Annotated in this window: 23 protein-coding genes and 1 CRISPR repeat array; of the genes, 5 read left to right on the forward strand and 18 right to left on the reverse strand. The window is 68.1% G+C overall.

Annotation, left to right across the window (positions count from 1 at the left end; all coding sequences use genetic code 11):
• Window positions 1-217: 217 nt before the first annotated feature.
• From BJ969_RS17535 to BJ969_RS17545, 3 genes are all read right to left on the reverse strand, one after another.
• On the reverse strand, window positions 218-577 hold the full coding sequence (locus BJ969_RS17535) for a hypothetical protein (protein WP_184479988.1): 360 nt from the start codon (window positions 575-577) through the stop codon (window positions 218-220).
• A gap of 81 nt (window positions 578-658) precedes the next feature.
• Window positions 659-1,144, reverse strand: a complete 486-nt coding sequence (locus BJ969_RS17540) for a hypothetical protein (RefSeq protein WP_184479990.1) — start codon at window positions 1,142-1,144, stop codon at window positions 659-661.
• Between the two features lie 75 nt (window positions 1,145-1,219).
• Window positions 1,220-1,945: a hypothetical protein gene (locus BJ969_RS17545; RefSeq protein WP_184479992.1), complete on the reverse strand. Its 726-nt coding sequence runs from the start codon at window positions 1,943-1,945 to the stop codon at window positions 1,220-1,222.
• 340 nt (window positions 1,946-2,285) lie between these two features.
• Between BJ969_RS17545 and BJ969_RS17550 the strand changes: the two genes are divergently transcribed.
• Entirely contained in the window at window positions 2,286-2,723 is a 438-nt protein-coding gene (locus BJ969_RS17550; protein WP_184479995.1) for a hypothetical protein, read from the forward strand.
• A 158-nt stretch (window positions 2,724-2,881) separates the two neighbouring features.
• On the opposite strand, the gene BJ969_RS17555 is transcribed toward BJ969_RS17550, so the two are convergent.
• The 10 genes from BJ969_RS17555 to BJ969_RS17600 all read right to left on the reverse strand — a co-directional run bounded on the left by BJ969_RS17555 (window position 2,882) and on the right by BJ969_RS17600 (window position 15,653).
• The gene (locus tag BJ969_RS17555; protein ID WP_184479996.1) at window positions 2,882-4,978 is read right to left on the reverse strand and encodes a tetratricopeptide repeat protein; all 2,097 of its coding nucleotides are present in this window, start codon (window positions 4,976-4,978) and stop codon (window positions 2,882-2,884) included.
• 127 nt (window positions 4,979-5,105) lie between these two features.
• On the reverse strand, window positions 5,106-6,059 hold the full coding sequence (locus BJ969_RS17560) for a peptidoglycan DD-metalloendopeptidase family protein (protein WP_184485422.1): 954 nt from the start codon (window positions 6,057-6,059) through the stop codon (window positions 5,106-5,108).
• Between the two features lie 5 nt (window positions 6,060-6,064).
• Complete coding sequence (locus BJ969_RS17565) at window positions 6,065-7,069, reverse strand: replication-relaxation family protein (protein WP_221315857.1); 1,005 nt, start codon at window positions 7,067-7,069, stop codon at window positions 6,065-6,067.
• Between the two features lie 87 nt (window positions 7,070-7,156).
• A complete protein-coding gene (locus BJ969_RS17570) occupies window positions 7,157-9,613 on the reverse strand; it encodes a type IV secretory system conjugative DNA transfer family protein (protein WP_184480000.1) in 2,457 nt (818 codons plus the stop codon).
• 29 nt (window positions 9,614-9,642) lie between these two features.
• Entirely contained in the window at window positions 9,643-11,517 is a 1,875-nt protein-coding gene (locus tag BJ969_RS17575; RefSeq protein WP_184480002.1) for a VirB4 family type IV secretion system protein, read from the reverse strand.
• Window positions 11,517-12,560: a PrgI family protein gene (locus tag BJ969_RS17580; protein WP_184480004.1), complete on the reverse strand. Its 1,044-nt coding sequence runs from the start codon at window positions 12,558-12,560 to the stop codon at window positions 11,517-11,519. The genes BJ969_RS17575 and BJ969_RS17580 overlap by 1 nt, the downstream gene beginning before the upstream one ends.
• Window positions 12,557-13,456 (reverse strand): hypothetical protein, encoded by a 900-nt coding sequence (locus BJ969_RS17585; RefSeq protein WP_184480006.1) that lies wholly within the window; start codon window positions 13,454-13,456, stop codon window positions 12,557-12,559. The genes BJ969_RS17580 and BJ969_RS17585 overlap by 4 nt, the downstream gene beginning before the upstream one ends.
• Before the next feature lie 40 nt (window positions 13,457-13,496).
• The gene (locus BJ969_RS17590; protein ID WP_246456922.1) at window positions 13,497-14,492 is read right to left on the reverse strand and encodes a TrbL/VirB6 family protein; all 996 of its coding nucleotides are present in this window, start codon (window positions 14,490-14,492) and stop codon (window positions 13,497-13,499) included.
• 1 nt (window position 14,493) lies between these two features.
• Window positions 14,494-14,814 carry a pilin gene (locus BJ969_RS17595; protein ID WP_343071460.1) on the reverse strand — a complete coding sequence of 107 codons (321 nt, stop codon included), beginning with the start codon at window positions 14,812-14,814 and terminating at the stop codon, window positions 14,494-14,496.
• A 131-nt stretch (window positions 14,815-14,945) separates the two neighbouring features.
• The gene (locus tag BJ969_RS17600; protein WP_184480008.1) at window positions 14,946-15,653 is read right to left on the reverse strand and encodes a hypothetical protein; all 708 of its coding nucleotides are present in this window, start codon (window positions 15,651-15,653) and stop codon (window positions 14,946-14,948) included.
• 845 nt (window positions 15,654-16,498) lie between these two features.
• On the opposite strand from BJ969_RS17600, the gene BJ969_RS30190 reads away from it, so the two are divergent.
• The 4 genes from BJ969_RS30190 (at window position 16,499) to BJ969_RS17620 (ending at window position 19,825) form a co-directional block, all read left to right on the forward strand.
• A complete protein-coding gene (locus BJ969_RS30190; RefSeq protein WP_343071461.1) occupies window positions 16,499-17,242 on the forward strand; it encodes a hypothetical protein in 744 nt (247 codons plus the stop codon).
• Window positions 17,243-17,286: 44 nt separating this feature from the next.
• On the forward strand, window positions 17,287-18,201 hold the full coding sequence (locus tag BJ969_RS17610) for a TRM11 family SAM-dependent methyltransferase (RefSeq protein WP_184480010.1): 915 nt from the start codon (window positions 17,287-17,289) through the stop codon (window positions 18,199-18,201).
• A gap of 68 nt (window positions 18,202-18,269) precedes the next feature.
• Window positions 18,270-18,518 carry a helix-turn-helix domain-containing protein gene (locus BJ969_RS30850; protein ID WP_184480013.1) on the forward strand — a complete coding sequence of 83 codons (249 nt, stop codon included), beginning with the start codon at window positions 18,270-18,272 and terminating at the stop codon, window positions 18,516-18,518.
• A gap of 101 nt (window positions 18,519-18,619) precedes the next feature.
• On the forward strand, window positions 18,620-19,825 hold the full coding sequence (locus BJ969_RS17620) for a tyrosine-type recombinase/integrase (protein WP_184480016.1): 1,206 nt from the start codon (window positions 18,620-18,622) through the stop codon (window positions 19,823-19,825).
• 142 nt (window positions 19,826-19,967) lie between these two features.
• Window positions 19,968-20,990: a CRISPR direct-repeat array (repeat unit 28 nt; unit sequence GAAGCATCCCCGCGTGCGCGGGGCCGAC).
• Between the two features lie 65 nt (window positions 20,991-21,055).
• On the opposite strand, the gene cas2e is transcribed toward BJ969_RS17620, so the two are convergent.
• Genes cas2e through cas7e form a run of 5 tightly spaced genes read right to left on the reverse strand, consistent with a single transcriptional unit; the run spans window position 21,056 to window position 25,050 of the window.
• The gene (gene cas2e / locus BJ969_RS17625) at window positions 21,056-21,343 is read right to left on the reverse strand and encodes a type I-E CRISPR-associated endoribonuclease Cas2e (RefSeq protein ID WP_184480019.1); all 288 of its coding nucleotides are present in this window, start codon (window positions 21,341-21,343) and stop codon (window positions 21,056-21,058) included.
• A complete protein-coding gene (cas1e, locus tag BJ969_RS17630; protein WP_184480022.1) occupies window positions 21,340-22,368 on the reverse strand; it encodes a type I-E CRISPR-associated endonuclease Cas1e in 1,029 nt (342 codons plus the stop codon). Before cas1e ends, cas2e begins: the two co-directional genes overlap by 4 nt.
• A 1-nt stretch (window position 22,369) precedes the next feature.
• Window positions 22,370-23,104 carry a type I-E CRISPR-associated protein Cas6/Cse3/CasE gene (gene cas6e, locus BJ969_RS17635; protein WP_184480025.1) on the reverse strand — a complete coding sequence of 245 codons (735 nt, stop codon included), beginning with the start codon at window positions 23,102-23,104 and terminating at the stop codon, window positions 22,370-22,372.
• Window positions 23,105-23,110: 6 nt separating this feature from the next.
• Window positions 23,111-23,911, reverse strand: coding sequence for a type I-E CRISPR-associated protein Cas5/CasD (cas5e, locus tag BJ969_RS17640; protein WP_184480028.1), 801 nt, complete (start codon window positions 23,909-23,911; stop codon window positions 23,111-23,113).
• Entirely contained in the window at window positions 23,908-25,050 is a 1,143-nt protein-coding gene (gene cas7e, locus BJ969_RS17645) for a type I-E CRISPR-associated protein Cas7/Cse4/CasC (RefSeq protein WP_184480031.1), read from the reverse strand. The genes cas5e and cas7e overlap by 4 nt, the downstream gene beginning before the upstream one ends.
• Window positions 25,051-25,052 lie beyond the last annotated feature (2 nt).

Consider the following 25,052-nt stretch of genomic DNA (forward strand, 5'->3'; position numbering starts at 1 on the left):
GGCAACGGTGCCGAATACCACCGCCCGCCGGGTAGGGGTCCTGGCCCGCCCCGCCCGGCGGTTTCGGCGCCGCCCTTGCCCGTCGCCGGTGTCCGGGCGTCGGCGGTGTCGGACCGTGCCGGGCACGCAGCCCGCTGCACCCCGTACGGGTTCCCCGGCTGGACATGGCCGTGCCCCGCCACCGGGGGGCGGGGCACGGTTCTGGGTGGGTGGACGGTCAGCGTGACCAGGGCACGGAGTGGGTGAAGTGGTGGCCCTGGGCGCTCATCAACAGCCGCACGGTCGGAGCGATCACAAGCGGCCAACGCTCGCCGAGGCTGGGCCAGTGCCCGACCATGCGCCACACCCCCGTTTCGCCGTGCAGCAGCCGCACCGTCACCCGCGCCGCATCGCCCACCGGTTCGGCCTCCTCCAACATGATCAGCACTTCGCACGGGCGGCCGGGAACCGGCGGCCGAGCGCTCCGGCGCCAGATGGCCGACAGCAGCCTCGGGATCGGTCCATCGGCCTCGTCAGGTGGCCCGGCAAGCTCCGAGACGACGAGTTCCAGGCAGTGCGCCCAGGACGGTGTGCGCATCGGTGGGCGCACCCGGACTCCGGACGCGGCGAGAATGATCTCATCGGCGCGCAGGTTCGTACGGCCCGCACGGAACTCGGACTAGGCCATCACCGCCGGATAGTTAGGATCAGCCGCGAGGGCGATCTGGACTGCCGGGGCCACTGTGGACGGCCACGACCGATCCAGGCCCCAGAATGCCTGGCACATCCGCCACCCGACCGGAGTCGCGACCACCACCCGCGCATCCACCGCCTCCGCCGATTCCGGCGCCACCCCGCCGTGCGCGGTCAAAACGACCACCGCCATCGGCCCGGGCATCAGTGGATGCGGGGGCTGTGGCGAAGTCCGCCACTTCCCCAGAAACCGCACCGGGCCGGGGCCACCGGCGGGGCCGGGATCGAACTCGGTCACCGCCAGCCCCCACCCGTCGGCCCGCGCCCACGGCGGACGCACCGCGACCCCCGGGGCGGCCAACACAACCTCATCGCCACGCACACCGGTACGCCCCCGATAGTCCTCCTCGGATTCCAGCGGCCACCCGGTCACATCTGAACTCAATTCGTTCTCCACGATCACGACCTCCATGTCACGCACACAGAATGGGGGCGAGACCGTGCCGCGCACGACACGGCCCCACCGTAACGCCCGAAACGAGAGGACTCAGTCGTCGTTCGCGGCGAGCGTGAACCGTTTCGGCGCCTCGCAGGTCTTCACCACAACGCCTTTTTCCGTCATCTTTTCCAGCGCGTTGTTCACAGCCCCCGAGGACCGACCCAATTCCTTCCCGATCTTGCTCGGTCCGAATTCAACACCGGGGTGCTCGGTGAGGAAATCCTCGACCAAACCGTGCAACGCTCCGGGTGCCAACCGTTCCTGCGTCACCGGCAGTGCAGACTCCTCCTTCTGCCCCGAGTTCGGTTCAGCCTCGGCCCCCTCCTCCGTCGCCCCTTCGGGCACGACCGCGAGCTCAGGCTGTCGGGGAACCTCTCCCGACTCCGATACCGACTCTTGGTCTTGGTCTTGGTCGGGGGCAGCTTCGGGTGCCGGGTGCTGCGGGCGGGACCACACCGATCGCGAACCGACGACATCGCGGATGACCGTGCCTGCCTGTGCCCACCTAGGCAGGGCCTTCGCCGCCGTGGACCGGCCGACCCCGGCCGCCACGGCCAGCGCAGCCGTGGTTTGCGGCTCGGCAGACAGCACCGTCCAGAGCTGACCCTCGGCGTCGGTCCGGGGACCGCCGTCTCCGCCCTGTGCGGCCGGGGCCGCATCCGGCACGGCATCCGCCGCAGGGGCGGCGGTGTCGGACTGTGCGGCCGGGGCCGTGGCCGCGCGGTTCTTCTTGGCTGATTTGGTGTTCGTCTTCTTCGTGTTTTTCGCGGGCATGACTTCACTCCCATATCCATCAGGAAACCAATAGGGGCCATGCCCCGGCCGGGGCGCCACCCCACCCGGTGCGCATCCAGAAATCGCGGGGTGACGCCATCCATGGACGCTCGATACCGCTCCGAATGTCAAGCGGAATCGCAAACAAGACACGTGACTTGTTTCCCGCTAGGCATGAAACCCCGACATCGTTACCCCAACTGGGTCCATTCACCGGATTCCGGATTGACAACCCAACCCCATGGAGCGTCGATACGCATCAGCGCCATCCCGGCGCCGTCAATTCCAGTTTCTCTCACTATCCCGTGCGGCGATTGCCCGTGCGGCGAAAGGACTCGTCATGCCCGAAAACACCTACGCGATCCACGGCCTGCGCGCCGGAACCGGCCATGGCTACAGCCTCGAAGCCACCGCCGTGCGCCTCGCCGACGCCATCACCGAACTCCGCGCCGACGACGGCCTGCCCGCCCACATCAACACCCGCATCGAGATCAACCCGCAGCAACGCGAACTCGTCCTCCGCGTATGGGGCCTCTCCGTCGAAGCCGACCCGGACCGCACCCAGATCCGCTACGTGATGCTTACCCTGTTCGAGCTCGCCTCGTTCCACAACATCGTTCCCCTCGACACCACCGCGCCTCTGTTTACCCTGAAGATCCTGCTGATCGACCACTGCGAAAGGCCTGTTGCTGGACTTGTCGGCAGCGGGGTCGGCGACGTCGAACGCCTGCCCGCCGGAGGTCCGTGGGACACCCATCCGGCCGGTGCGCGCGACTAACCAGCATCAGCCGCACCCTCGGGGCCGGGGCGTGAGCGGACGCCGCTCACGCCCCGGCCAATTCACGTTCGTCAGGACGCGCGACATCGCGCAGGCAGCGACGTTCATTGTTGCCACGGGCTTGTAACGAAACTTCTTTGCTCACTCTCCGGTGAGGCTCAATCAGTGCTGCTTTCGCTCGACCAGTAGTCGCGCATAGCGCGCGCGTAGTCGGTGTCGGGGTGATCTGTTCCCAGCACTCGTGTTCGGTCGGCGAGCACGTGCTCGGATTCCTCTGCAGCCCCTGCGACATCACCCGCTACGCCGTGCCACCACGCGAGGTTGCTTCGTGTGATGAGCGTGTCTGGGTGATCTGACCCCAGCACGCGTGTTCGGTCGGCCAGCAATCGCTCACACTCCTTTACAGCTCCCGCAACATCGCCCGCTTTGCCGCGCCATGAGGAGAGGTTGCCGCGACTTGCCAGAGTGGCACGGTGATCCGGGCCGAGGATTCGCAATCGGTCAGCGAACAACTCCTCAAACGCGGTCACAGCCCCCGCGGCGTCGCCCGCTCTCCCCCGCCACACAGCGAGGCCGCTTCGGGTGGCGAGCGTGTCTGGGTGATCTGACCCCAGCACGCGTGTTCGGTCGGCGAGCAACCGCTCACACTCCTCCATCGCCCCCGCGACATCGCCAGCCCTGCCACGAGACGAGGCGAGGTTGTGGCGGGTGGTCAGCGTGTCGGGGTGATCAGGGCCGAACACTCGCACCCGGTCGGCAAGCAACCGCGCACAGTCTTCCGCAGCACTGGCGGCATCACCCGCTCTGCTTCGCGCTGAAGCCAGATTATCTCGGGCAGTAAGAGTGTCAGGATGATCTCGGCCGAGCGACCGTGCCGAGGTGATGCACAGATCCCGGTAGTGGTCGATCGCTGCCTTGAGCAGGCCGCTTTCGTGGAGGCTTCGCCCTAACCGGAACAGGATTGGGTGGACACGGCCGATGTTGAGCTGCTCGATCGCGTAGTTGTGAAGTGCGCTCGCGTTCACGCGCAGGAGGCGAGCATAGAGGCGATCTCGTTCGATCTCGGGCCAGATCTGTCCAAGCGCATCGGCGGCAACACGGGCGAGACCGGCGAACTGGCTCTCGGTGAGCTCTTCGCGCGCAACACGCTGGACCAGCCCGTGAATGCGGATGGTGTGTGGGCTCTCGCTCGGATTGTCGGTGATGAGATTGAGGCGGTGCAGCACTCGCCACGCACTGCGGATCGCATGGCCGGTCACCTCCCGCCCCAGCTGGTGGGTGAGGTAATTCTGAACGGCGCGAGTGGTGAACAACTCGACAGGAATGCCGTTTGCATCCAGGAGTGCGGCAACCTCCAAGACGCGAGGTGCGAGCCCCCGGGGCCGTTGCCGGTCGGCCAAAGCAACCGACAACGACCACGTTCCTGTGATGGGGTTGCGATGGTCATCGGGTAACGCATCCGGTTCAGGAACGAGTTCAACCAGCTTTTGACGTCGATCAGCAAGCAGGCGCCGATACCCGCGACAGTCGAGGTCTTCATCGACGATGTACGCAGTGGCCTGGGACAAAGCGAGTGGCAGATGACCCAACTCGACCGCCAGATCAGCAGCCTCGGCAAGTCGGCTGGATTCATGGCCGAACCGATCGGCGAGGTAGCGCAGTGATTCGGTCGGGGTGAACACACCGACCGAGATCAGAGTGCGGAGGTGGCCGGTCAACGCATCCTCGCGGCGGCGCGTGGTAGCCACAACTCGCCCGGTGAGCGTGGCCGGTGGCCACAATCCACTTACGACACCTGGAGATTCGAGATCGTCGAGTACAACCAACCAAGGTTTCGCCAGTACGGCGAGTCCATCGAGAAATCGCGTAGCTGCCAGATCGGTCTGCTGTCCGGTGTGCCATCCCAGTTGGTTGGCCGCTGCCGCATAGGTAGCCAGGATCGCCGCTCGTGAGGACGCGTCGACCCACACCACCAACTCGACCACTCCCGTCGACCACGCGCGTTGCGCGTAGTCAGCGGCCGCTTGAGTTTTCCCGACTCCCCCCATGCCGGAAAGCACCCATGCAGCTCCAGCACCTGCAGTGTGGTCCGGGAGTGCGGTGAGATCGCGATGCTGGAAGCTCCCTACTCGCGCGGGGATCACACCTACGCGCTGCGGCCACTGCACCCGCCGTACTCCACCCAGGTACACGTCCCGGACCTGCCCGGCTTGGAGCAGCGAGTCCACCGTTCCTTCACTGACGCTGTTGTTCACTTCGCCAGGTTTGCAATCCTCCATGATTGAGTGGCTCCATCGCAGTTCGTCGTCCTGCCCTAACCATGATGCCTCAGAACCGGATTGACCGGCGCGGATACCGCGAGTTTCTCCACTCCTAGGCATGTCAGCGGCACATTCGGAACCCACGCTGCGTGTAGAACTCGGCGGGATCAACCGGCCGTCCGTCTACCTCGATCTGGAAATGAAGGTGGGCTCCGGTCGATTGGCCGCGGTTACCGACCACACCGATCGGTTGCCCGGACCGCACGGCTTGTCCCTCAACGACGTTGTTTCGATGGTTATGGCCGTAAGTGGTGACGGTGCCATCAGGTTGTTGGATGCGGACCCAGAGGCCGTAGCCAGAAGCGGGGCCTGCGTTGATCACGGTGCCGTCATGGGCGGCGAGGATGGGGGTGCCGATGGGTGCGGCGAGGTCTTGGCCCTCGTGGAACTCGCCCTCGCGTGGCCCGAACCCGGAGGTGCACCGTCCTTGCACCGGCACGCTCCAGCCGTCGGGCGAGGTGGCCGGCGTGCTCGCCGCGGCCCGGTAGTCCTCGGCTTGAGCGAGGACCTTCGAGACGTACCAGTCGGCGTGGTTGTAGGCGAAGATCGCCGAGCGGAGGTCGCCGTGGCGGGCGCCGGAGTCGCAGAGGTAGAAGGCGGCGGCGTGGATGGCGTCGTGCGGGTGGTACCGCGACGGCGGGGTTGCTCCGCCTGGTGGGAGCGGATGTTCGGCGGTGACGGAGTCGAAGGTGGGGGCGAGGAATTGCATCGGTCCGCCCGCGCCTGCGAAGTTTTCGCCGTCGTGGACTCCGGGGGCGTCGAGGCGTCCGTGGTCGGTTTCGATTTTGCCGATCGCGGCGATTACGGCCCAGTCCAGTCCGGGGCATAGGGGTGCGGCGTGTTGGTAGAGGGCGAGGTAGTCGGCGGGGATGTCGGCCAGTGCCGCCTCGCTAGGCGTGCTCCCGCTTCCGCCGCTGCTGCCGGTGAGGGCGGCGACGGTGCCGGTCACGGCGGCGATGAGGGTGACGAGCAGGAGCAGGAACGCGGCGGCGGCCGTGGTGATGAGGCGTACCACGGCGGTCACCGGTCACCGGGGCGCATTGCTGGCGCGCGGGGTGGAGGTGGCGGCAGGAGCACGGTGGCGCCCGCTGGGGAGGGCGGGTCGTGTTCGCTGGTGGTGTCGGGTGCGGCCAGGTCGGGCCAGTGGTCGGGTAGTGCGGAGAGGGAGAGTCGCGGCCCGGTCGCGTCCAGTGGGAGCCAGACGTGTGCGGCGGGGTCGAAGACGGGTTGCGGGGTGGCGGTGGCGATGGGGACGGTGGCCGGGCGAGCGAGTTGGGTCCAGGCTCGGTGCAGGGCTCGTCGGGCGGTGGTTTCGCGTCGGGTGGTGGGCAGCCAGATCAGGACGGGTGTGGTGTGGCCGGTGGCTTGGGCGAGGTCGTGGTAGCCGGAGAGTTTGCGGGTGAGTTGGGTCAGGGATTCGGTGCCGAGGTCGAACTCCAGGTAGGCCCCGAGATCGGTGCGGGGGCTGTGCCAGTGGGCGTAGGCGTCGGGGCGGACGAGGTCGCCGATGTGGCGGGTGCAGCGTGCTTCCGACCACCAGCACGTTAATCCCGCCTCGTCGCGGCCTCGGGTGGCAGCGAGGGTGGAGAGCAGGTCGTTGGTGCCGATCAGGTGGGCGAGTCGCAGGCTGTTGGCCACGGCGAACGCGCGCTCGCGCCGGTAGCCGAGGTCTTTGCCGTCCACGCCGTGTTGGGCGGCCAGGACGGTGGCCCCGGCGGGGCCGAGCACGTAGTGCATGGGCGCGGTCCCGTAGGTCACGAAGGGTTGGAACCGGTCGAGCACCGACCACTGGAACAGTTCCCGCAACCGGGCTCGGGCGGCCCGTTCGGACGGGAACGCCAACCGGGTGATCTGCGGGCTGGTCAGCACCCGGTGTTCGTGCAGCATCGCCGCCAGCCACCGGTCCCGGGGTGTCAGCCGGGAGATCAAGAAGACCTGGTGCTCGAGCGTGTTCGCCGCACGCGGCACACGCCCGTCGACACGGGGGCTGCGCAGCGCACGCTGACGTGGAGTTGGCACAGACATCACACACCTCACAGAGATCGGAAAAACGGGCACGACGAGATGGCCGTGTCGGGCACGGCGGGGCGGAATGCGGGGAGGGAGCGGCTTCTAGCGCGGGCTTTGTGTGTCCACTGTGGCGTGTTGGCTGGTGGTGCGGATGTGGCGTGCCCGGCCGGGGATGGGGTCGGGCAGGGGGCGGGTGGTGAGGGTGAAGGGGCGTGCGTGTTCGCCGTGGGAGACCAGGCGTGCGGCGGCGTGGTAGGCGCCGAGGTGGGTGAGGTCGTGCTCGGACAGGTGCGGGTGGGTGTGGCGGGCGAGGTCGCGGGCGTCGTCGGGTCCGGCGGCGAAGTAGATCTTGGAGCGGGCGTTGGTGGAGATGCCTTCGCGCAGGTCGCGTGGGAGTTGCCCGAGGTGCTGGTGGGCCAGCGTCATCGAGAGCCGGAAGCCGCGGGCTTCGGCGAGCATGTCCTCGATCGGATACGGCAGGTTGAGGAAGTTGTGGGCTTCATCGATCACGAGGCTCGCGTCGGGGCGTTCGGGTTGTGGGGTGTGGGCGCGGGCGGTGGTGGCTTGCCAGGTGCGGGCAACGACGAGGGAGCCGAGGAGTTTGGTGGTTTCTTCGCCGAGGGAGCCTTTCGGGATGCGCACCAGGCAGATCCCGCCCTCATCGAGTACCCGGCTCATGTTCACGGTGGAAGGCCCGGCGGTGAGGGCGTCGCGAACGAACGGGCGCAGCAAGAACGCGCGGAGTTTGTTCATCAACGGTGCGATGACCTGGGAGCGTCCGGCTTCGGTGAGCTCGTCGTACCAGCTCCAGAAGCCGCGCAGCACAGGGTCGTGCAGGCGGGCCACGACGCGGGCACGGAACGCGGGTTCGGCCAGCAGCTTCGGGAGGTCAGCGAGGGTGGTGACTCCGGCTTGGGCGCGCAAGGTCAGGCAGGCTGCCCGCATGACGTCGTCGGTACGCGGTCCCCAGAACGCGGAGTAGACCCGACGGAACACCGAGACCAGGTTGTCGACTGCCAGGTCGGTATCACCGCCGTCGAGCGGGTTCAGGCACGGAGGCGGGGCGGGATTATCGGCGTCGAAGAGCACCACCCGCTGCCCGGCGTCGCGGGGCAGGCGCATCAGCAGGTCGGTGGCAAGGTCGCCTTTCGGGTCGATCAGGACCAGGCCGCGTTCGGCTTCGACATCGGCGAGCAGCATGTTCGCCAGTAGCGTGGACTTCCCGGAGCCGGTCGCGCCGAGCACGTGCACGTGGTGCCGTGCGTCGGTGACCCGCAGCCCCACCGGCCGGTCCTGGCCGGAGTCGGAGTCTCCGAGTGGCTTCACCGTGGGGCCGGGGACAGGGATTCCGGGTGGGGGTGCGAGTGCTTTCGCTCCGGCGCGGTGCAGGCCGGGGAGGTTCTCGTCGTGCGGGAGGTGCGCGACGGCGGCGAGCTCGGCGACCGACAGCAAGTCGCCTCGGCCGAGCCGTCGCTCACCGACGATCCGGGCCGGTTGCAGGAGGCGGTGGCGGCGGTAGTGGTTGTGATCAGTGAACGCCGCGAATCCCGACGCGAGCGCGTGTGCCCGGCCTCGTGCGGTCTCGCATGCCGAACGGAGCTGCTGTTCGCTGGCGTCGGCGGGGAGCTCGCTGGTCACCGTGTAGCGCACGCGGGTTTCGTACTGGCCGCCTTGCTGTTTGGCGACCACGGCGCGGTTCAGCGCCGACAGCGCCAGGGAGGTCTGGGGGTCCTGCTGCGGCGTCCGTGTTCGCGTGGTACTGCGTCGGCGGGGCGTGGTGTGCGGGGTCAGCAGGTCCACCACCCGGCCCACCAGCCGAGTCGAGTGACCGGCCTGCAGGTTCCGGGCCGTGCGGCGGGCTCGGGCAGCGCGAGCGCCGGTGACGGGCCGGGCGAGGACCTGCACGCAGGCGTACTCGCCGGCCATCAGGCCGACCGGAGCGCCCACCATGCCGCGGAGAGGATCCACGTCGAAGCTCGTACGGATCGGCAACGCTTCCGGCCTGCCGAGGCGCAGTTCACCGGCGACGAGGACTCGCTGCTGCCCGTGCTCCGGTTCCGGCAGCGGCGGGGCGGCAGGTTCGGTGCTGGTGCGCGCACCGGGCCACGCGGCCTCCACCGCGCGCTCGACCAGGCCCGGTGGGATCACTCCCGGCACCCACAACCGCAGCGCGGTACCCGCCTCGGAGAACGCGTACTCCCAGGCCACGTGCGGCTGACCGCGCAGCCAGCGTCGCCACGAGGGACGCAGCAACCCGACGAGGTTCGACCACAACGCCGCCCCACCCGCCGGGTCCACCTGCGGGGGTGCGAGCACCGTCACCACCCGTGCGTCGGCGGCCAGCTCGGCGCGACGACGGGCCAGCCACCAGCACCGCGCCCACGCCAGCAGCGCGGCGACCACGACGAGCAAGGGCACCACGACCGGCCACCAGGCCACGGCGACCTGTACGGCAGCGTGCACAGCATGGCCGAGGACTGCGGCCGGGTCGCGGAGATAGTCGGCCACCCAGCTGCCGCCCGGTTCGGACGCGCTGGGCAGTGGAGTGAGAACGAGCATCAGCTACTCCCTTCCGGAGCGGGTGGCAATCAGGCTGGGCCGAGGTCGAGTTCGCCGTCGTCGCCCATCGGCACTGCGGCCTCGTCGACATCCCTGGACTCAACAGAGTCCACAGTGGATTCTTTGAATGCGTCGTGGTCGGCGAGTTCGGCGGGGTTGCTGGTCACCAGCTCGTGCTCCACCTGCGAGGCGAGGGCTTGGAACGCGACACGCTGGGTGCCTGCCGAGAGCAGTCCCTGCCCGAGGTCGGCGGACAGGAGGAATTGGCGTTCTCCGGCGGAGAGGTCGAACACGCTGGTGATCTCGTCGATGGCTTGGGATGCCTGGCGCAACAAGACCTGGGTGGCGGCGTTGTTGACGACGGCTTTGCCCAGGTCGGTGCCGAGAACGTCGGCGGTGTCCTGGGTCGCCACGGTCAACCCGGCCCAGTGCTTGCGGGCGGCCTTCGCCATCCGGAACAAGAACCGAGCGCCTTCGGGTTGCTGCATGAGCAGCCATGCCTCGTCGACCACGACCAGCCTGGGGCGCCGGTCGGCGGGGTTGGTCACCCGCCGCCACACCGCATCCAACGTCAACAGCGTCCCGAGCGGCTTGAGCTCCTCGGGCAACTCGCGCAACCCGAAGGTGACCAAGTGGCCTTCGGGTTCAGTCGTCGTCGGCCCGTCGAACAGACCCGAGAACGCGCCGTCGACGTAGGGGTGCAGCCGCTCGGCCAACGTTCGCGCGGTGCTGTCGGCGTCGGCGGCGAGGGCGTCGCGCAAGTCCCGCAGCAGCGGCGCAGGCCGGGTCCACGTGCGCGGGTCGTCGGTAATCCCGACAGCCTGATAGGTCGCCGAGATACCGCGATCGAGCACCGCTCGCTCGCCCGGATCGAGGTCGCGGCCGAGTAGGACGGCCAGGACGGTGTGCAGGAACAGGCTCCGGCGGGCGAGGGCGTCCGGGGCGATCGTGCGGCGCCCGTCGGCGCGGACGTGCACGGGCAGGTCGAACGGGTTCAGCCGCACCCCCGGCTCTCCCAGATTGACCTGCGTCCCCCCGACCGCCGTGGTCAACCGCGTGTACTCGTCTTCCGGGTCCAGGACGGCGACTTCGACGCCGCGGTAGAGGCTGCGCAGCAGCTCCAGTTTCACCAAGTAGCTCTTGCCTGCGCCGGAGCGGCCGAGGACCACGCTGTTGTGGTTGTGCATCCCGGGGCCGAACCGGTCCCAGTGCACGAGCCCTTGGGAGCCGAGGTTGTAGCCGTAGAGCACCCCGTCGGCCACGGCAGGCGATGCCGGATTCGGCGGCGGCAAGTCGGGGCTGGTGAACGGGAAGCTCGCGGCCAGCGCGGTGGTGTCGAAGGCTCTGCGCATCCAGATCAGATCGAGGCCCATCGGCAGGGTGGACACCCAGCCCTGCACCGAGCGGAACGTCGTGGGCTGGGCATCGAGCAGCAGGCTCGCCGCCAGGGAGCGGACTGCTTGGACTTCGTCGGCCAGGGCCTGTTCGGTGTCGGCGTGCACGCTCACGTACAGCCCGAGGCGGAACAGTTTCCCTTCACCGCGGGCGATCCGGTCGGAAAGTTCGTAGGCGTCTTCGGTGGCGGCCTCGATCTGCGGGTCGGCAAGCCGCCCGTGCTCGGCGGTTTGACGGCGGCCGGATTCGAGCTTGCCGAGCTGCTTACGCAGCCCTTTCGCCGCGGTAGCAGGATCGACCGGGGTGACATGCACACTGACGTCCACGCGGCCCGGATAAGTCAGCAGCGGCGACAGCCACCCCGGGTGCACCTCGCGGGGAAACCCAGTGATCGCGAAACTCGCGACCCAGTCCGAGCCGACCTGCACGTGCCGGGTCCCCACGGCCAGCGAGTCGGGAATGAACGCGGCGGAGGGGTTTTCCTTCTGTGCCGTGTTTTTCGCGCGCATTACTGCCACTCCTCGTCCTGGTGGGCTGTCACGGCTTCACCGGCAGAGGCAAGCTCCGCCGAGGCGGACAGGAGCCGGTCCGGGTTGCAGGCCGACGCGAGCACCGTTTCCGCCTGGGCCGCATCAAGCGGGGTCACGGTGATTCCGGCGGGGTGCAGTAGCTCGGCTGCTTCGCCGAGGCGCCGGGCCAGGCGGGTTTCGGCGGCACGCCGCTCGGCACTGCCGGGGGTGTGCCCGCCGGAGTCCTCACGATCACGGCGGCCGGGCAGCAGGCCGCCGAGCCCGCTGGAGTTGGCGAGGGGCGTGCGGGGTTCGCGCAGGACGAGCAGGACTTGGCGGCGTAGCAGGTCATTGCCCTCCGCCAGGTCGGCGAGGTAGTCGGCGTGCTCGCGAGCAGCGGCCTCGAGTGCCGGGTGCGGCAGGCCGGGGGCGTGGGCGTCGAGTTCGGCGACCTGCCCGGACACATCCAGGCGTTCGGCACGCACCAGGATCTGGGCCGGGGCCGTCAATGAGTGCAGCCACCTGGCGAACACACCGACCAGCGACTCCTGCTCCCCTGGCGTCCGCAGGGCGAAGTTCGTTGTGGAGCAGGCAGCGACGACGGCGAGTCCGTCGCGCCCGAGGTCGAGGACACCGGCCTCGGAGATGTCCTCGGCCGGCAACCCGATCCCCACCCCTACCTCGCGGTCGTTGTGGGGTGAGTCGGTGGTGGTATGGGCGGTGATCCAGGCCGGAGCGGGCTGGATGCCCTCGGGCGCGGCCACCCGCAAGCGGGGCTGCAGGCGTTGCCGCAGCGCAGCCAGCAGGAGCCGGTCCAGGGGCAGGCCGTCGCGGCGGCCCAGCACCAGCACCGCCACCCCGCCCCCGACGAACACCGCAACAGCGAGGAACACGGGCAGCGGCACGAGCCCGTGGGTCGCGCGCCAAGCCACATACAGCGCGAGGGCGGTCGCGGTGAACACGGCGAGCTGGCGCGCGGTCAGCGGACCGAGCACGCGGTCTTCGACCTCGACATCAGCGGGAATCTTGATCGGAGCACTCATGACGGGCCTCCAGAAGAACGGGGATGACGGAGACTGCGGCGTGGGGGCTTCAGCGGCAGCGGGAGCTGGCGGGCGGCGCGGCGCCGCGGCGCCCGGGGCGGCGAGGCCGGTGGGTCAGCGGGCCGGGCGGGGCGGGGTGGGGATTGGCGGCGCACGTTGAGCGGAAGCCGGTACTGCCCGTCGCGGCCCACCCGGGGCCGGTTCTCCGGCCAGTCCCGCCCGAGCGGCAACGCGATCTGCTCTGAACGCCCGGTCGCCTTCGGCTCCGGCGGCACCGACGGCGGGGCCGGGCGCGCCTGGCGGCGCACCGAGATCGGCAGCCGGTACTGCCCGTCCGCGCCTTCACGGGGCTTGTTCTCCGGCCATTCCCCATCGGTCGGGAACCTCATCTGCCGGGAACGGCCCGGTTTCCGCGGAAGCGGTGACACTGGTTCTTTCGGGCGGGGCTGGCGTTGTGCCCGCATCGGCAGCCGATACTGCCCGTCGGCTTCGAGGACGGGCTTGTTCTCGGGCCATTCCCCGTCCAGGGGCAGCATCAGTTGCCGGTCGGGGCCACGCCGGGACCGAGGCGTGGTCTGCTTCGGCGCGTACTTCTGATGTGCGGGCTTCGGTGGCTTACGCCGCTTGATTCCCTCGAACGGAATCGCATACTGCCCCCGAGCGTCCGTGCGCGCTTTCGCATACGGATCCACCGGCTCCGCCGACGCTGCCGACTTCGTTTTCTGCGCCCCGGAACGACCACCTCCACGGAGAAGACCGAAGGTCTTGTAAGCGATCAATCCCCGAATCAGACCGCCGATCAGTGACGAGCCACGCCCTTTGATCGAGCTCAATACCCAGAACGGGATTTTGATCAGCACATAGCACAGCGCAAGCGCCACTAGAAAATTGATCATGAGACACCAACCGCGAGAGGCCGAAAAACAGGGTCGGGTTTCAGAAAAGCGTGATACCACCGGGAAGGAAGAACATTTTCATCGCTGCCACCAGAGTGAAGGCTTGTCCGATCTGGATCACGAGGACTCCGCCAAATGCCTTCCACCACCACAGCGCGATCCCCTCGGTCTGCGGCAACGCATGACACATCAGCAACAGGGGCGCGGCGGCGAGCAGAACGATGGTGAGCATGAGCCGCACGACATACGTCAACAGCACCACCACAAGCATCACCAACAACGCCAGTGCGACGAAAATGAGAAAGACGCCGCCAACGTCGAGGTCCTGCATCAACGTCTCGGTCATCGCCTGCCCTGCTTGCCCCGGGTCGAGGTTGTTCCCGAGAATTGCTTGCGAGAGTGCGTTCGCAATGTCGATCGCGTATCCAGCGAACAGGAGCGAGAGGTTCGCGGCGAGGAATCCGACCGCGACCCTCGGTAGTACTTCTTTGATCGACGCCCGGGTCTGCAAGGTCTGATACGCCAGGACGATGAGTCCGGCGATCGTGACCACGAGGCTGTAGGCCACGAGCACGATCTGACGAGACTGCTCCCAGATCTCGCCCATCACCGGCAACTCGTCCAGTCGAGGCGTCACCAACAACGAATCGGCCAGTAACCCGAGTACCTCGTTCAAACCGGGCGTGACCAGACCTTTGAAGAACGAGGCGACCGCATCCGAGACGCACGCCGGAACGTTCGAGAACCCACACTCCTCACCCCCACCCGGTTTCGGCGTGACCGGCTGCGGAGGCTCCGGGGGCGGCCTGGTCGAAGGCGGAGGGAATGCGCAGACCGGCAACGTCGTGCCCGGCCCGCACGCATCCGGGCGCGGCGGCAACGGCACCGGCACCGTCGGATCCGCAGGAGCAGGCACAGGAGACGGCGCGGGCGAAGGGGCCTGAGCCAGGGCAGTCGCGGCGGGACCGGCGAGGCCGAGCACGGCCAACAGCGCAATCACAACCAGCCGTGCTGCGGGCGTTCTCAGGGCGTGCATGTCAGGCCCCGACCAGGCTGCGCAGGATGTCCACAACCACTGGTGCCAACGCGGCGAGCAGGTAGCCGAAGGCGGCGTTGCGGATGCTGCTCTTAGCTTTCTCGATCTCGCCGGGGTCGCCGTTGGCCAGCAGGTAGCGGACTCCGCCGATGGTGAGGAACACGGTCGCGACCAGGGCGAGGATGCCTATGACCCAGTTGCGGATGTTGGTGAGCACTTCCTCCAGCGAGCCCACCAGTGCGACCACGTGCGTGGTCTCCGCCTGCGCCGGGCACGACACCGCCAGCAGCCCGCAAGCCACCAGCACGACCAGGAACAGCACCCGCCGGGTATCCAGGCGAGCGGAACGACAGCGGAATCGACGGTGACGGGGCGAGGCGAGGCGTGACGTGGTGTTGCGCATGAGGACACCTCCGGGGCGAGCGGGGTGGAAGCGGGAACGGGGAGCCGGGGTCATCCCTGTGCTCCGGATGCCGGGCCGCGTGGCGGCTGCGGACGTGGCGTCCGCGGGGACGAACCGCTCACGTCCGGAGTCACTGTGCGTGACTTCTCGGCGGTTCTCGCGATGCCGGGACCGGCAGGTTCGCGGGACTGGTGGAGATAGGTGGCGAGGCGGTGTTCGGCGCGGCGGCGTTGCTGTTTGAGCGCCGGATACGAATGGCCACGCTCGGCGGCCAGCTCCGTCAGCGGGCGGCCGTCGAGGCGGGTGGCCGCGATCAAGTCCGCTTCGCCTGGGGCTAGGGCGCCGTCGGCGACCGCGCGAGCTAGCACCAGGTCCGGGTGCCCTGCCTGCACCTCGACGGAGCGCGCCAGGCGGGCCGTGAGAACGGGACGTCCGGTGGCGGGAGCCGGGGCATCGAGGGCGTCACGCAGGGCCGCGTGCCCGGCGCGGAACGCGGCCCAGCGAAGCCGGTTCATGATCCGCGGTGCATCCAGGTCGATCTCCGCGAGCCCGGACAGGAACCCGGCCAGCACCGCCGAGTGCAGGTCCCCCGGGTCGGCGGCGAATCGCGCCGACAAGCGCGCGGCGATCGTGGTCAACGCGGGCAACGCGACCCCGGCACACGCCACCGCCCACGCCCCGCCCTCGGCCCGCGACCGCACCACCAAGTGCGCCCACACCCGATCACGCACCTGCTGCGGGCAGCGGCGATGCAACACCGCCTCCCGCACCTCATCCAGCCGCAACCACCGGGACGGCAACCCCGGAAACATTCGGCCATCCAGGCACAGCGGATACGGCCCGGATACCAAGAATCCGAATGCGCTGCGGGCAGTATCGAGGGCGCCTGTCTCGGAGTGGTCCGGACTGGGATCAACGTGGTCGTCATTCATCGCGGCCTCCTGGTGGAATGGGACGAGCAATGCCCCACAAGAAGGCCACATGAGGTGGCACCAAACTCTTACCAAACTAGTACCGGCCTCTTACTGAACTAGTACCGATCAAGTACCGCGCCGAGCATCAAGATCACACCGCGCTCCTCGCCCCTCTGCCGCACTGGATCACCGGTGATCGCCGGTACACGGCATACGCTGCGTTGTTAGTGACATTACCGATGCCGCGCTGACTGCCCACCAGATCTCGCACACTCCCGCACAATTGACTCACCAAGATTTTTCCAAGTTTTCGCGAAGAATCTTGGAAACCTGCCCATGCTCAACCCCCGGACCCCCACCCCCGGAGGACACAACGCATTCGGACCGCCGTCACTCAAGGCGGAACAGCGGAAGAAAACAAAAAAGTCGGCGCGGCCGTGTTCCATCGGGGCCGTTTTTTCGGAGTTCAGGGGTGCCACAGCAACACAGGCATTCATCCGACCCGAGAAAGGGACCCTGCGATGCCTCGACCGCACACCCCCGGCAACCGGCTCCCGCGCGGTACCGACCCCCGCCCGTACCCCGGCGCACCGGATCGCACCCGCCCGCACCACGCACGTCCCGCCACCACCCGGCGGCGCCGGGAACAGAGCCCGCGCGGCAAGGCCGCCGCGGCGATCCCGAGCTCGGTGTGGGCACCCACCGCCCCCGTTGACCCGGCGCTGGCCTGGCCTGCCGCGCTCATCCGGCAAATCACCACAGCGTTCACCGAGCCCGGCGCCCGAGTCGGCCTGCTGCCCTGGCCACGCACGGAGACCACTGAGAACACCCCCGAACTTGACGAGCAGGCCGACGACGCCCTTGCCGCGATCGACCGAACCGGTCGCGTCGCCGTCCTCGACCAAGTCCCCAGCCCCGGCACGGCCGCGGCGAGGGCCGTGTCACGGCCGTTCTGGGACGGGCTCATCGCTCCCGACGCCCACCACACCGCCCTCACCCCGGAGCCCGCGGATGCGGTGTGTGGCCTGGCTGCCGACGTGTCCGATGCGGATCTTGACTTGATCATCACCAGCCTCGATCCCAAGGCTTCCGGGGACGCGGTGACCGATCTCGTCGCCCTGCACGCAGCACGTCGTCTCCGCACCGGCGGCACGCTGGCCGTGCTCACCCACAGTAACCAACACGACGGGGTGCTGGTCGATCCCACCGGATCGGTTGTGGCGGCCGGGCAGAACGCCGACCTGCTCTACCTCCAGCACCTCGTCGTCCTCCACACACCCCTGCACCGCCACCCCCTCACCTCAACCGAGACCGCCACGCCCAACTCCACCGCCGAAGGCCGGACCGGGCGGGTGGCGCCGCATCGACGGATCCACTCCGACCTGCTCGTGTTCGCCCAGCCCACCGACCACGCGGACGGCGAACACCCGTGAGCACGCACCAGAGCTCCGAGCCCGACGACAGGAAGGCCCCCGCCATGTCCGAACCCCAGCACCCCGACGCCACCGACAGCGCTTCACCCTCGGGGGTGTCGGTGTGGGCGACGGCGCAGTCGGCGCCTGCTTCCCAGCGCAAACACCGCTACACCCCTGAATCGACCGCCCACCCGGCGAAGATGCTCCCGGCGGTGGCCGCCCACGCCATCGCCCACTACACCCAGCCCGGTGATCTCGTCCTCGACCCGATGTGCGGCATCGGCACCACCCTCGTCGAAGCCCTCCACGCCGGACGCCACGCGGTCGGCGTCGAATACGAACCCCACTGGGTCCAGGTCGCCCGCGACAACCTCGCCCTCGCCGCCGACGACGGCGCCCCCCACCACGGCGAGGTCTACTCCGGAGACGCCCGCCAACTCGGCTCACTACTGCCGATCGAGTACGCCAGCCAAGCCTCCCTCGCGGTCACCAGCCCGCCCTACGGCCCTTCAGTCCACGGCCAGGTCATCACCAAACCGAACAAGACCGTGCAGAAGTTCCACCACCGTTACGGCAACACCCTCGACCGCGGCAATCTCGCCAACATCGGCCACCATCGACTCCTCGCCGGATTCACCCGCATCCTCGCCGCCCTACGCGCATTCCTCAAACCCGGCGGACACATCGCCATCACGCTGCGACCCTGGAGAGAACACTCCGAACTCATCGACCTCCCCTCCCAAATCCTCAGCTGCGGGCAACAAGCCGGACTCATCCCCACCGAACGCTGCGTCGCACTGCTGGCCCGCGCCACCGACACCGAACTCATCGCACGAGGCAGCTTCTTCCAACGCGACTTCATCCGCAAACAACGCGACACCGGACTCCCGCTGCACCTCATCGCCCACGAAGACGTCCTCCTCTTCCGCACACCCGACCAACCTGCCAAGCAACCAGCAGCGAAGCATCCCCACTGAAACCCAAAACACCGCACGATGCACCGCGGCCAAATCTCCGATATTCGAATCCCCAGAGGGACGAACTTATGTCCGACAGCAAGGAATTTAAGTTAGATACCCCGCCATCGACGCTTCTCTATACACCGAAGCAAGCCGCGGACCTCTTGACGATCAAAGAGTCTTGGTTGCGACGGAAAGCCGGGAACCGCACGATCCCATGCACATTCCTAGGGAAACACCTTCGCTTCTCCGAACACGACATCCGCTCGATCATCAACCAAGGCGAGACCACTCCCCCGGCACGACACGGAAGGCCCCGACGCGCACACCCCTGACGATTATCCATTCGGGTGAATCCAGTCATACACACTGGCGCTTCGCTACACAACGAGCGTCCATCGGTTCGTCAAAATCCACAAACATCCCGGAGCAAAACATGGCATGGAGCGAACAACGCGGACCGAATTCATGGCGGGTTCGATACGAGAAAGATGACGGAACCCTGGGATCCGTCAACGGCTTCCCGAAGAAGAAAGCAGCCGACGACTACGCCGACTCGATCAAAACGGACAAACGCAAAGGAATCTGGATCGACCCGTCAGCCGGGAAACTCACCCTCGAAGAGTGGAGCGTGGACTGGCTCGGCGCCCTCGATGTCGCCGCGAATACCGAGTCCCAATATCGCAGCCTGCTCAAACACCACATCCTGCCCCGCTGGGGCCACACCGCCCTGTCCGACATCACCACCAGCGGCGTCGCCACCTGGGCCAAGAAAGTGCGCGCCCGCGGCTACGCCGACGCCACCGTGTCCACCATGACCAAGGTGTTGTCGATGATGCTCGCCGACGCCACCGACGACCGCCTCATCCCCGCCAACCCTGTCCGCACCCGACGACGCGGACAACGGCGACGCACCAAACGCACCGAGCGCATCTGGGCCACCCCTGACCAAGTCGTGCGCGTCGCCGACAACACCGCAGCCCTGGTCGGCCCCTGGGCCGCCGCACTACAGATCACCGCCGCCTGGACCGGCGCACGCTGGGGAGAACTCTGCGGACTGCAACGCCACAACACCCACCTCGACGACGCCCACGTCGTCATCCACCCCGACAACGGAGCGCTGCACGAAATCAACGGACACTTCAGCCTCGGACCACCCAAAACCGCCGAATCCGCCCGCACCATCACCTTGCCGCCCTTCCTCGTCGAACTACTCCGTCACCACCTCGCAAGCCACCACTCACCGTTCGTGTTCGTCACCGCCGAGAACGAACACCCCCGCAGATCCAACTTCTCCCGCCGTGCCATGCGACCCGCCGCCGACGGCAACCAGCACCTCACCGACCCGACAATCCCCATCAACCCGGTCAAAACCGGCCTGACCTTCCACGGCTTCCGCCACAGCCACAAAACCTGGCTCATCGAAGACAACATCCCCGAAATCGCCCAATCCCGTCGCCTCGGCCACGTCCTCGACGACGACATCCGCGAGGCCTACTCACACTCCGGCCCCGTCCTCGAACGCCGACTCATCGACGCCCTCCAACAACGCTGGACCACCACCATCACCACCACCCCGATCAACTACCTCCCCAGCGCCTGGCGTGCTCACACCCCACCCAGCCTCCGAGTAGTCAGCTAACCCAGCCGGGGCACAGGGGCAGGGGCAGGAATCGCAATAAGACTCCCGCCCCTGCCCTGTACGACCGCCTCTACCCCAAATGCTGGGACCATCACCGCACGCGCGGTGCGCACGGTCGAACTCGGTGGCCTCCCAAGCACTGAATGCGTCCCCGCGTGCGCGGGGCCGACGGGTTCTTCGCGCTGGTCTCGGCGGTCTCGGCGGTCTCGGCGGTCTCGGCGGAAGCATCCCCGCGTGCGCGGGGCCGACGCGGTACGCATGAGCTGGGTCAGCAGTCCCGGTGAAGCATCCCCGCGTGCGCGGGGCCGACGTCCGGGCCGAGCGGTCCGAGCGTCCACCCCGTTGAAGCATCCCCGCGTGCGCGGGGCCGACTTGATCTCGACATGGACGACGACCTCGCCGTCCGAAGCATCCCCGCGTGCGCGGGGCCGACAGTGCCCCCGTTCCATCCGCCGACCGGTCGAGCGAAGCATCCCCGCGTGCGCGGGGCCGACCTGGTCCATGGTCATCGACTTGGGTTTCTTGCCGAAGCATCCCCGCGTGCGCGGGGCCGACCCAGTACCTGGCGGGGGCCCCTTCGTGTCCGGCGAAGCATCCCCGCGTGCGCGGGGCCGACCGCGTGGCACGCCCACAGGAACCACAAGTCATAGAAGCATCCCCGCGTGCGCGGGGCCGACGCATACCCCCCGAAAGACCTCGTCCTCATGATCGAAGCATCCCCGCGTGCGCGGGGCCGACATCATTCCTCGCTCGAACGTCGCCGTGGCGAAGGAAGCATCCCCGCGTGCGCGGGGCCGACCGCTTTCCTTTTGCTCACACCGAGTTCGCCGCCGAAGCATCCCCGCGTGCGCGGGGCCGACCGCGAGGTGAGAGCCAGTACGCGATCGGTTTGCGAAGCATCCCCGCGTGCGCGGGGCCGACGCCCGGTAGCGCTCGGCGCGGTACTGCACCCGCGAAGCATCCCCGCGTGCGCGGGGCCGACGACCCACACCCGGCCGCGGCCGCCGGTGCGCTGGAAGCATCCCCGCGTGCGCGGGGCCGACTATGTGTCCCATGAGCAGGATATGCATGATGTGGAAGCATCCCCGCGTGCGCGGGGCCGACGCAGGAGAGGCCGTCGCGCTCTACGCGCCACGGGAAGCATCCCCGCGTGCGCGGGGCCGACACTTGTTGACCTGCGGATTTACTGGCGGATGACGCGGTTTTCGTTTAGTGCGTTTCTGGAATGGATCATGTTGGGGTGTGGCGGTTGCGGGCGGAGAGGATGAGGCCGTCGAAGTCGACGGGTCGCCATCGGTCGGTTCCGGCGCTGCGGACGGCCCAGCCTTGTTCGTTGGGGGCTTGTTCGACGAGGATGGCTTGGCCGCCGCGGATGCGGTCGGCGAGGAGTTCCCAGAGGCGGTCGCGGATGCGGCGGCTGGGGTTGCCGACGAAAACGCCGGCGTGGACTTCGACCATCCATCGCGTGAGGTGTCCGCGGAGCCCTTCGGGTGCGGCGATCAGGATGACGACCGTCATGGTCGGCCTTTGCCGGTCGGTGTGTCGAGCTCGGGGCCGATGACGGCGATGTGCTGGTCGTCGAGGTGGGGTTCGGTGAATTCGGTGTCGTAGTCTTCGTCGAACACTCCCCAGTTCACCCCGCCCGCCACGGTTCCTGCGTGTTCGTCCCAGAGGTGGTTGGCATCGGAGTCCGGTGGTTCCTCTCCTTCGGGGAGCAGCAAGGTTTTGATGTCGCGGACGATCGTGGTCAGCAGGTTCGTCTCGGCAATCTTGTCTCGTAGGCCGGTCCGGGCATCACGTTCTTCCACTAGTCCGGCGGCGGTGAGTTCGAACGCGAGCGGGATAGTGTAGTCGGCTTTGTAGAGGTCGGCGATGTCCATGACGAACGACGTCGCCGCTCCGGTGTGGACGAAGCCAAGGCCAGGGCTCGCTCCAAGACCGACGATGACGGCGTGGCAGATGCCGTAGAGGGCGGTGTTGGCTGCGGAGAGCATCCGGTTGAGGTCGTCGCCCGCGGCGAAGGCGTCGCCGGGTTTGTAGACGCGGCCGTGCCAGGCGAGGTCATGTTGTTCGGCGTGCTGCCTGTAGAGCTTGCGGACGCGGGTGCCTTCGCGGCCGCGGAGTTGCTGCATGGTCAGTTCGGTGACGTCTTCGCCGGGGAAACGCATGCCGTACATGGCGCGTGCGACGCGCAGCCGCTCCGGAGGCCGGCTCACGAGCCAGGCCTGGCGATGCAGCAGGGCGGCGCCGCGGCTGGGGCCGAGGCCTGCTGCGTAGAGGCGCACTCCTTGTTCGCCGACCCAGCACACCGCGGTGCCGGAGTCGGCGAGCAGTTGCATGGCACCGTGGGTGACGCGGGTTCCCGGCCCGAGCAGCACGACGGCGACGAGCGCGGCCGGAAGGCGCACGGTTTCGCGTTTGTTGATGATGGCGATGGCGTTCTCGTCGCGGTCGAGGTGGCTGCGTTCGATGTAGACGCTCGAGACTCGGTCGGTGAGCCGGTGGAGGTCTTGCGGATGGGCCTTCCACCAGATGTCGGCCACTTCAGCACCCGTTTCCGGTAACCGGGGCGAGAGTGAGCAATCCGCAGCCGTAGGCCTTGGCCGGGCCGAAACCGTTGGTCAGGTGGTGGGTGAACCGGTCGTGGTCGGTGATGCGCAGGCGGCCGTGGAAGGAGGCGATGGTCAGCACGACCGACTTGCCCTTCTTGTCGAACGCGAGGCGCTGTCGGTGGGTGATGCGCAGATCGACCGCCGCAGCCGGATCGTCTCCCTCTCGTTCGGTGGGTGGCAACGGTGCGGGTGGGACCTCGAATCCCCAACCTTCGGCGCGGGACAGGAACCACCGCCACTGGTGTCCGGCGGTGCGATGTCCGGCTCGGCGGGAACGGATCTTCTTCTCTCCGCGGTGCTCGGCAATGTCCCCTTGCGACGGTGGGATGTTCTGGACGGGGTTGGCAGTGACGCGGAAGGCGTATTCCTGCCCGGTTGCCAGGCGTTCGAGAAGCGGGCTGTAGTCGCGGACGAGGACATGGTCTCCGTCCGCATCGGGCCAGCCGTACTGCTCGGTGATGTGCGACCAATCCGGTTTGGACGGTGTGCACACGGTCAGGTGGGGACGTTGTGCGTGGTCGGTGTCCCACCGCCACAGCGGCCGTTCGGTGCCGGTGATCTCAGCGAGACCCCCGACGACGGCGCCGTGGGTGACGTGCGGGTTGGCCAGCAGCCGTTGGCTGGCCGGGCGCAGGTGGTTGATGCGGATGCGGGAAAGGTAGGGCATGTCGGGTCACCAACCCAGCAGGGCGAAGGGGTCGTGGGAGGACGCGGCCGCGGCACCGCCGACGGTGGTCTCACCGGTGGGCACGGTCAGCCAGGTGTGGCGGACGCGGCGGGTGCTGTAGCGGCGGTCGCGGACGTTGAAGGACAGTGGCAGGTCGTTGACGACGTCGGTGCCGTCTTCGTCGTCGAACGTCGCCGGGAGATCCACTTCGGCGACGGTTCCGCCCTGCCTACGCCGATACACCTGGCGTGCGTGCCTTGCGGCGTGCCAGGGCTCGCTGGTCAGCTCGGCTTCGAGCGCGCCGGGGCGCACATCGAGCACGAGCGGTTGCGTCGGCGTGCAGCTGCGGCGTCCCAGCGCGAGCGGGAACGCCGGACGGCGTACCGCATCGGCCAGGGACGCCACAAACTCGGGATCCCCGGCCAGCGAGGCCACGAACACCGCGTCCTGCAAGTAGAAGCGGTGCGTCACGTGGGTCGGTTTCGCTGGGGACGTCGGCTTCTGCACGCCCTTGGCCGAGACTCCCGCTTGCAGCAGCGGCACGCCACGGTAGTCGCTAGCGGTGTGATAGTCCCGCAACACGGTGCCGGGCTGGTCCACCCGCACTCCGCAACGCAAACCGGCCAGGTCCGTGAGGTCGGCCCCGCGTGGTCGGCCCAGCGCTGCGGCGAGCAGGCCGACGAGTCCGGACTTGGTGGGTTCGGGCCGGGTTTCGCGCCGGTTGAACGAGCTGCGGTCGCCCCACGACTGCATCGGTCCCGCCAGCCGTAGCAGGAGCACCGACTGCGGGGAGGTCTCGGGGCTCATGCCACCTCCTGCACGGCGGGCAGGTGGGCCTGCACGGCGTCGAGTAGCTCAGCGAAGGTGCGGTTGTCCCCGAACGCCTCTCCGACCTTGCCGGCCTCGGGCGAGTCGGGGTCCAGGGTGTGGCAGACACCGGTGAACAGGGGGTTATCTCCCCACTGGGCGACCGAGCGGGAGTGCTCCTCGGCGAGGCGGCGGGCGGAGGTGGCCGCGATGCCGCTGGTACTCGCCACGGGCTTCTCGAACGCGGAGACCAGACTGACCGGTTGGTCCCCTCGGATCACCGCCGCCACGAGGGTAGGCCTGGTGTGGTGGGCGAAGGCGTTCTCCTTGCCGGTGGGCATCGATCGGGCGAACGCCTCGGTGAACAGGCGGATCCCGTCGCGAGCCGCTGCGGGGTCGGCGAGGTTGGTTTCGAGCTGGTGCAGACCGACGGTGGCGTAACGGTAGAAGGTCGCGGAGTTGAACCCGACGGTGCCGATCATGCCCGCACCGGTGCTGTCGACTTGCTTGTCGTCGACGGCGGTGTAGTAGTCCATCTCCAGCTCGACGGCATGGGTGGAGAGGGCATGGGCGACCTGGGTCGCGGCGTCGACGTTGAGGGCGGGGATGTCGGCGACCATCCGGCCGAACAAGCCGACATCCAGCGGGTGGCCCTGGTTCAGGGTCTGCTGCACCGGCAGGTCCTTGAGCCGTGCCGCCAGGTCCTCATCACCGAGCTCGCACAGCTCGGCGACGTCGTCGACGAACAGATCGATGACCGCGTCCAGCTGGGCGTGACCGAAGAACAGCAGGTATGCGGTCTCCCCTGCCTTCTTGCCCGGCTTGATGTCCAGCGGTTGCAAGGCGGAGGTCGCGATCCGTGCGGCAGTCTCCGTGTCGAGCGAGGCGCGCTCGGCCAGCCGCCGGGTGAGCTGCTCGGCGATCTTCTTGGTCCGCATCGCCCGGTCCCCGTCCGGATTGTGCTCGGCGAAAAACGCTCGGGTCGCGCGCTTCCACGCCTGCGAAGACACCCGCGAGCGGCGCACCCCACCAAAAAATGCCTCCTTGGGATCGCCGTTGTCGTCCCGGTTGAGATTTGCCGGGGGCACGGTGTGCAAGACGTGCAGATCGATGTAGGTCCGTGCAGAGGTCACGATCACTC

Origin of the sequence: Saccharopolyspora gloriosae (assembly GCF_014203325.1) — a bacterium.
In the GTDB taxonomy this organism is placed as follows: Bacteria; Actinomycetota; Actinomycetes; order Mycobacteriales; family Pseudonocardiaceae; genus Saccharopolyspora_C; species Saccharopolyspora_C gloriosae.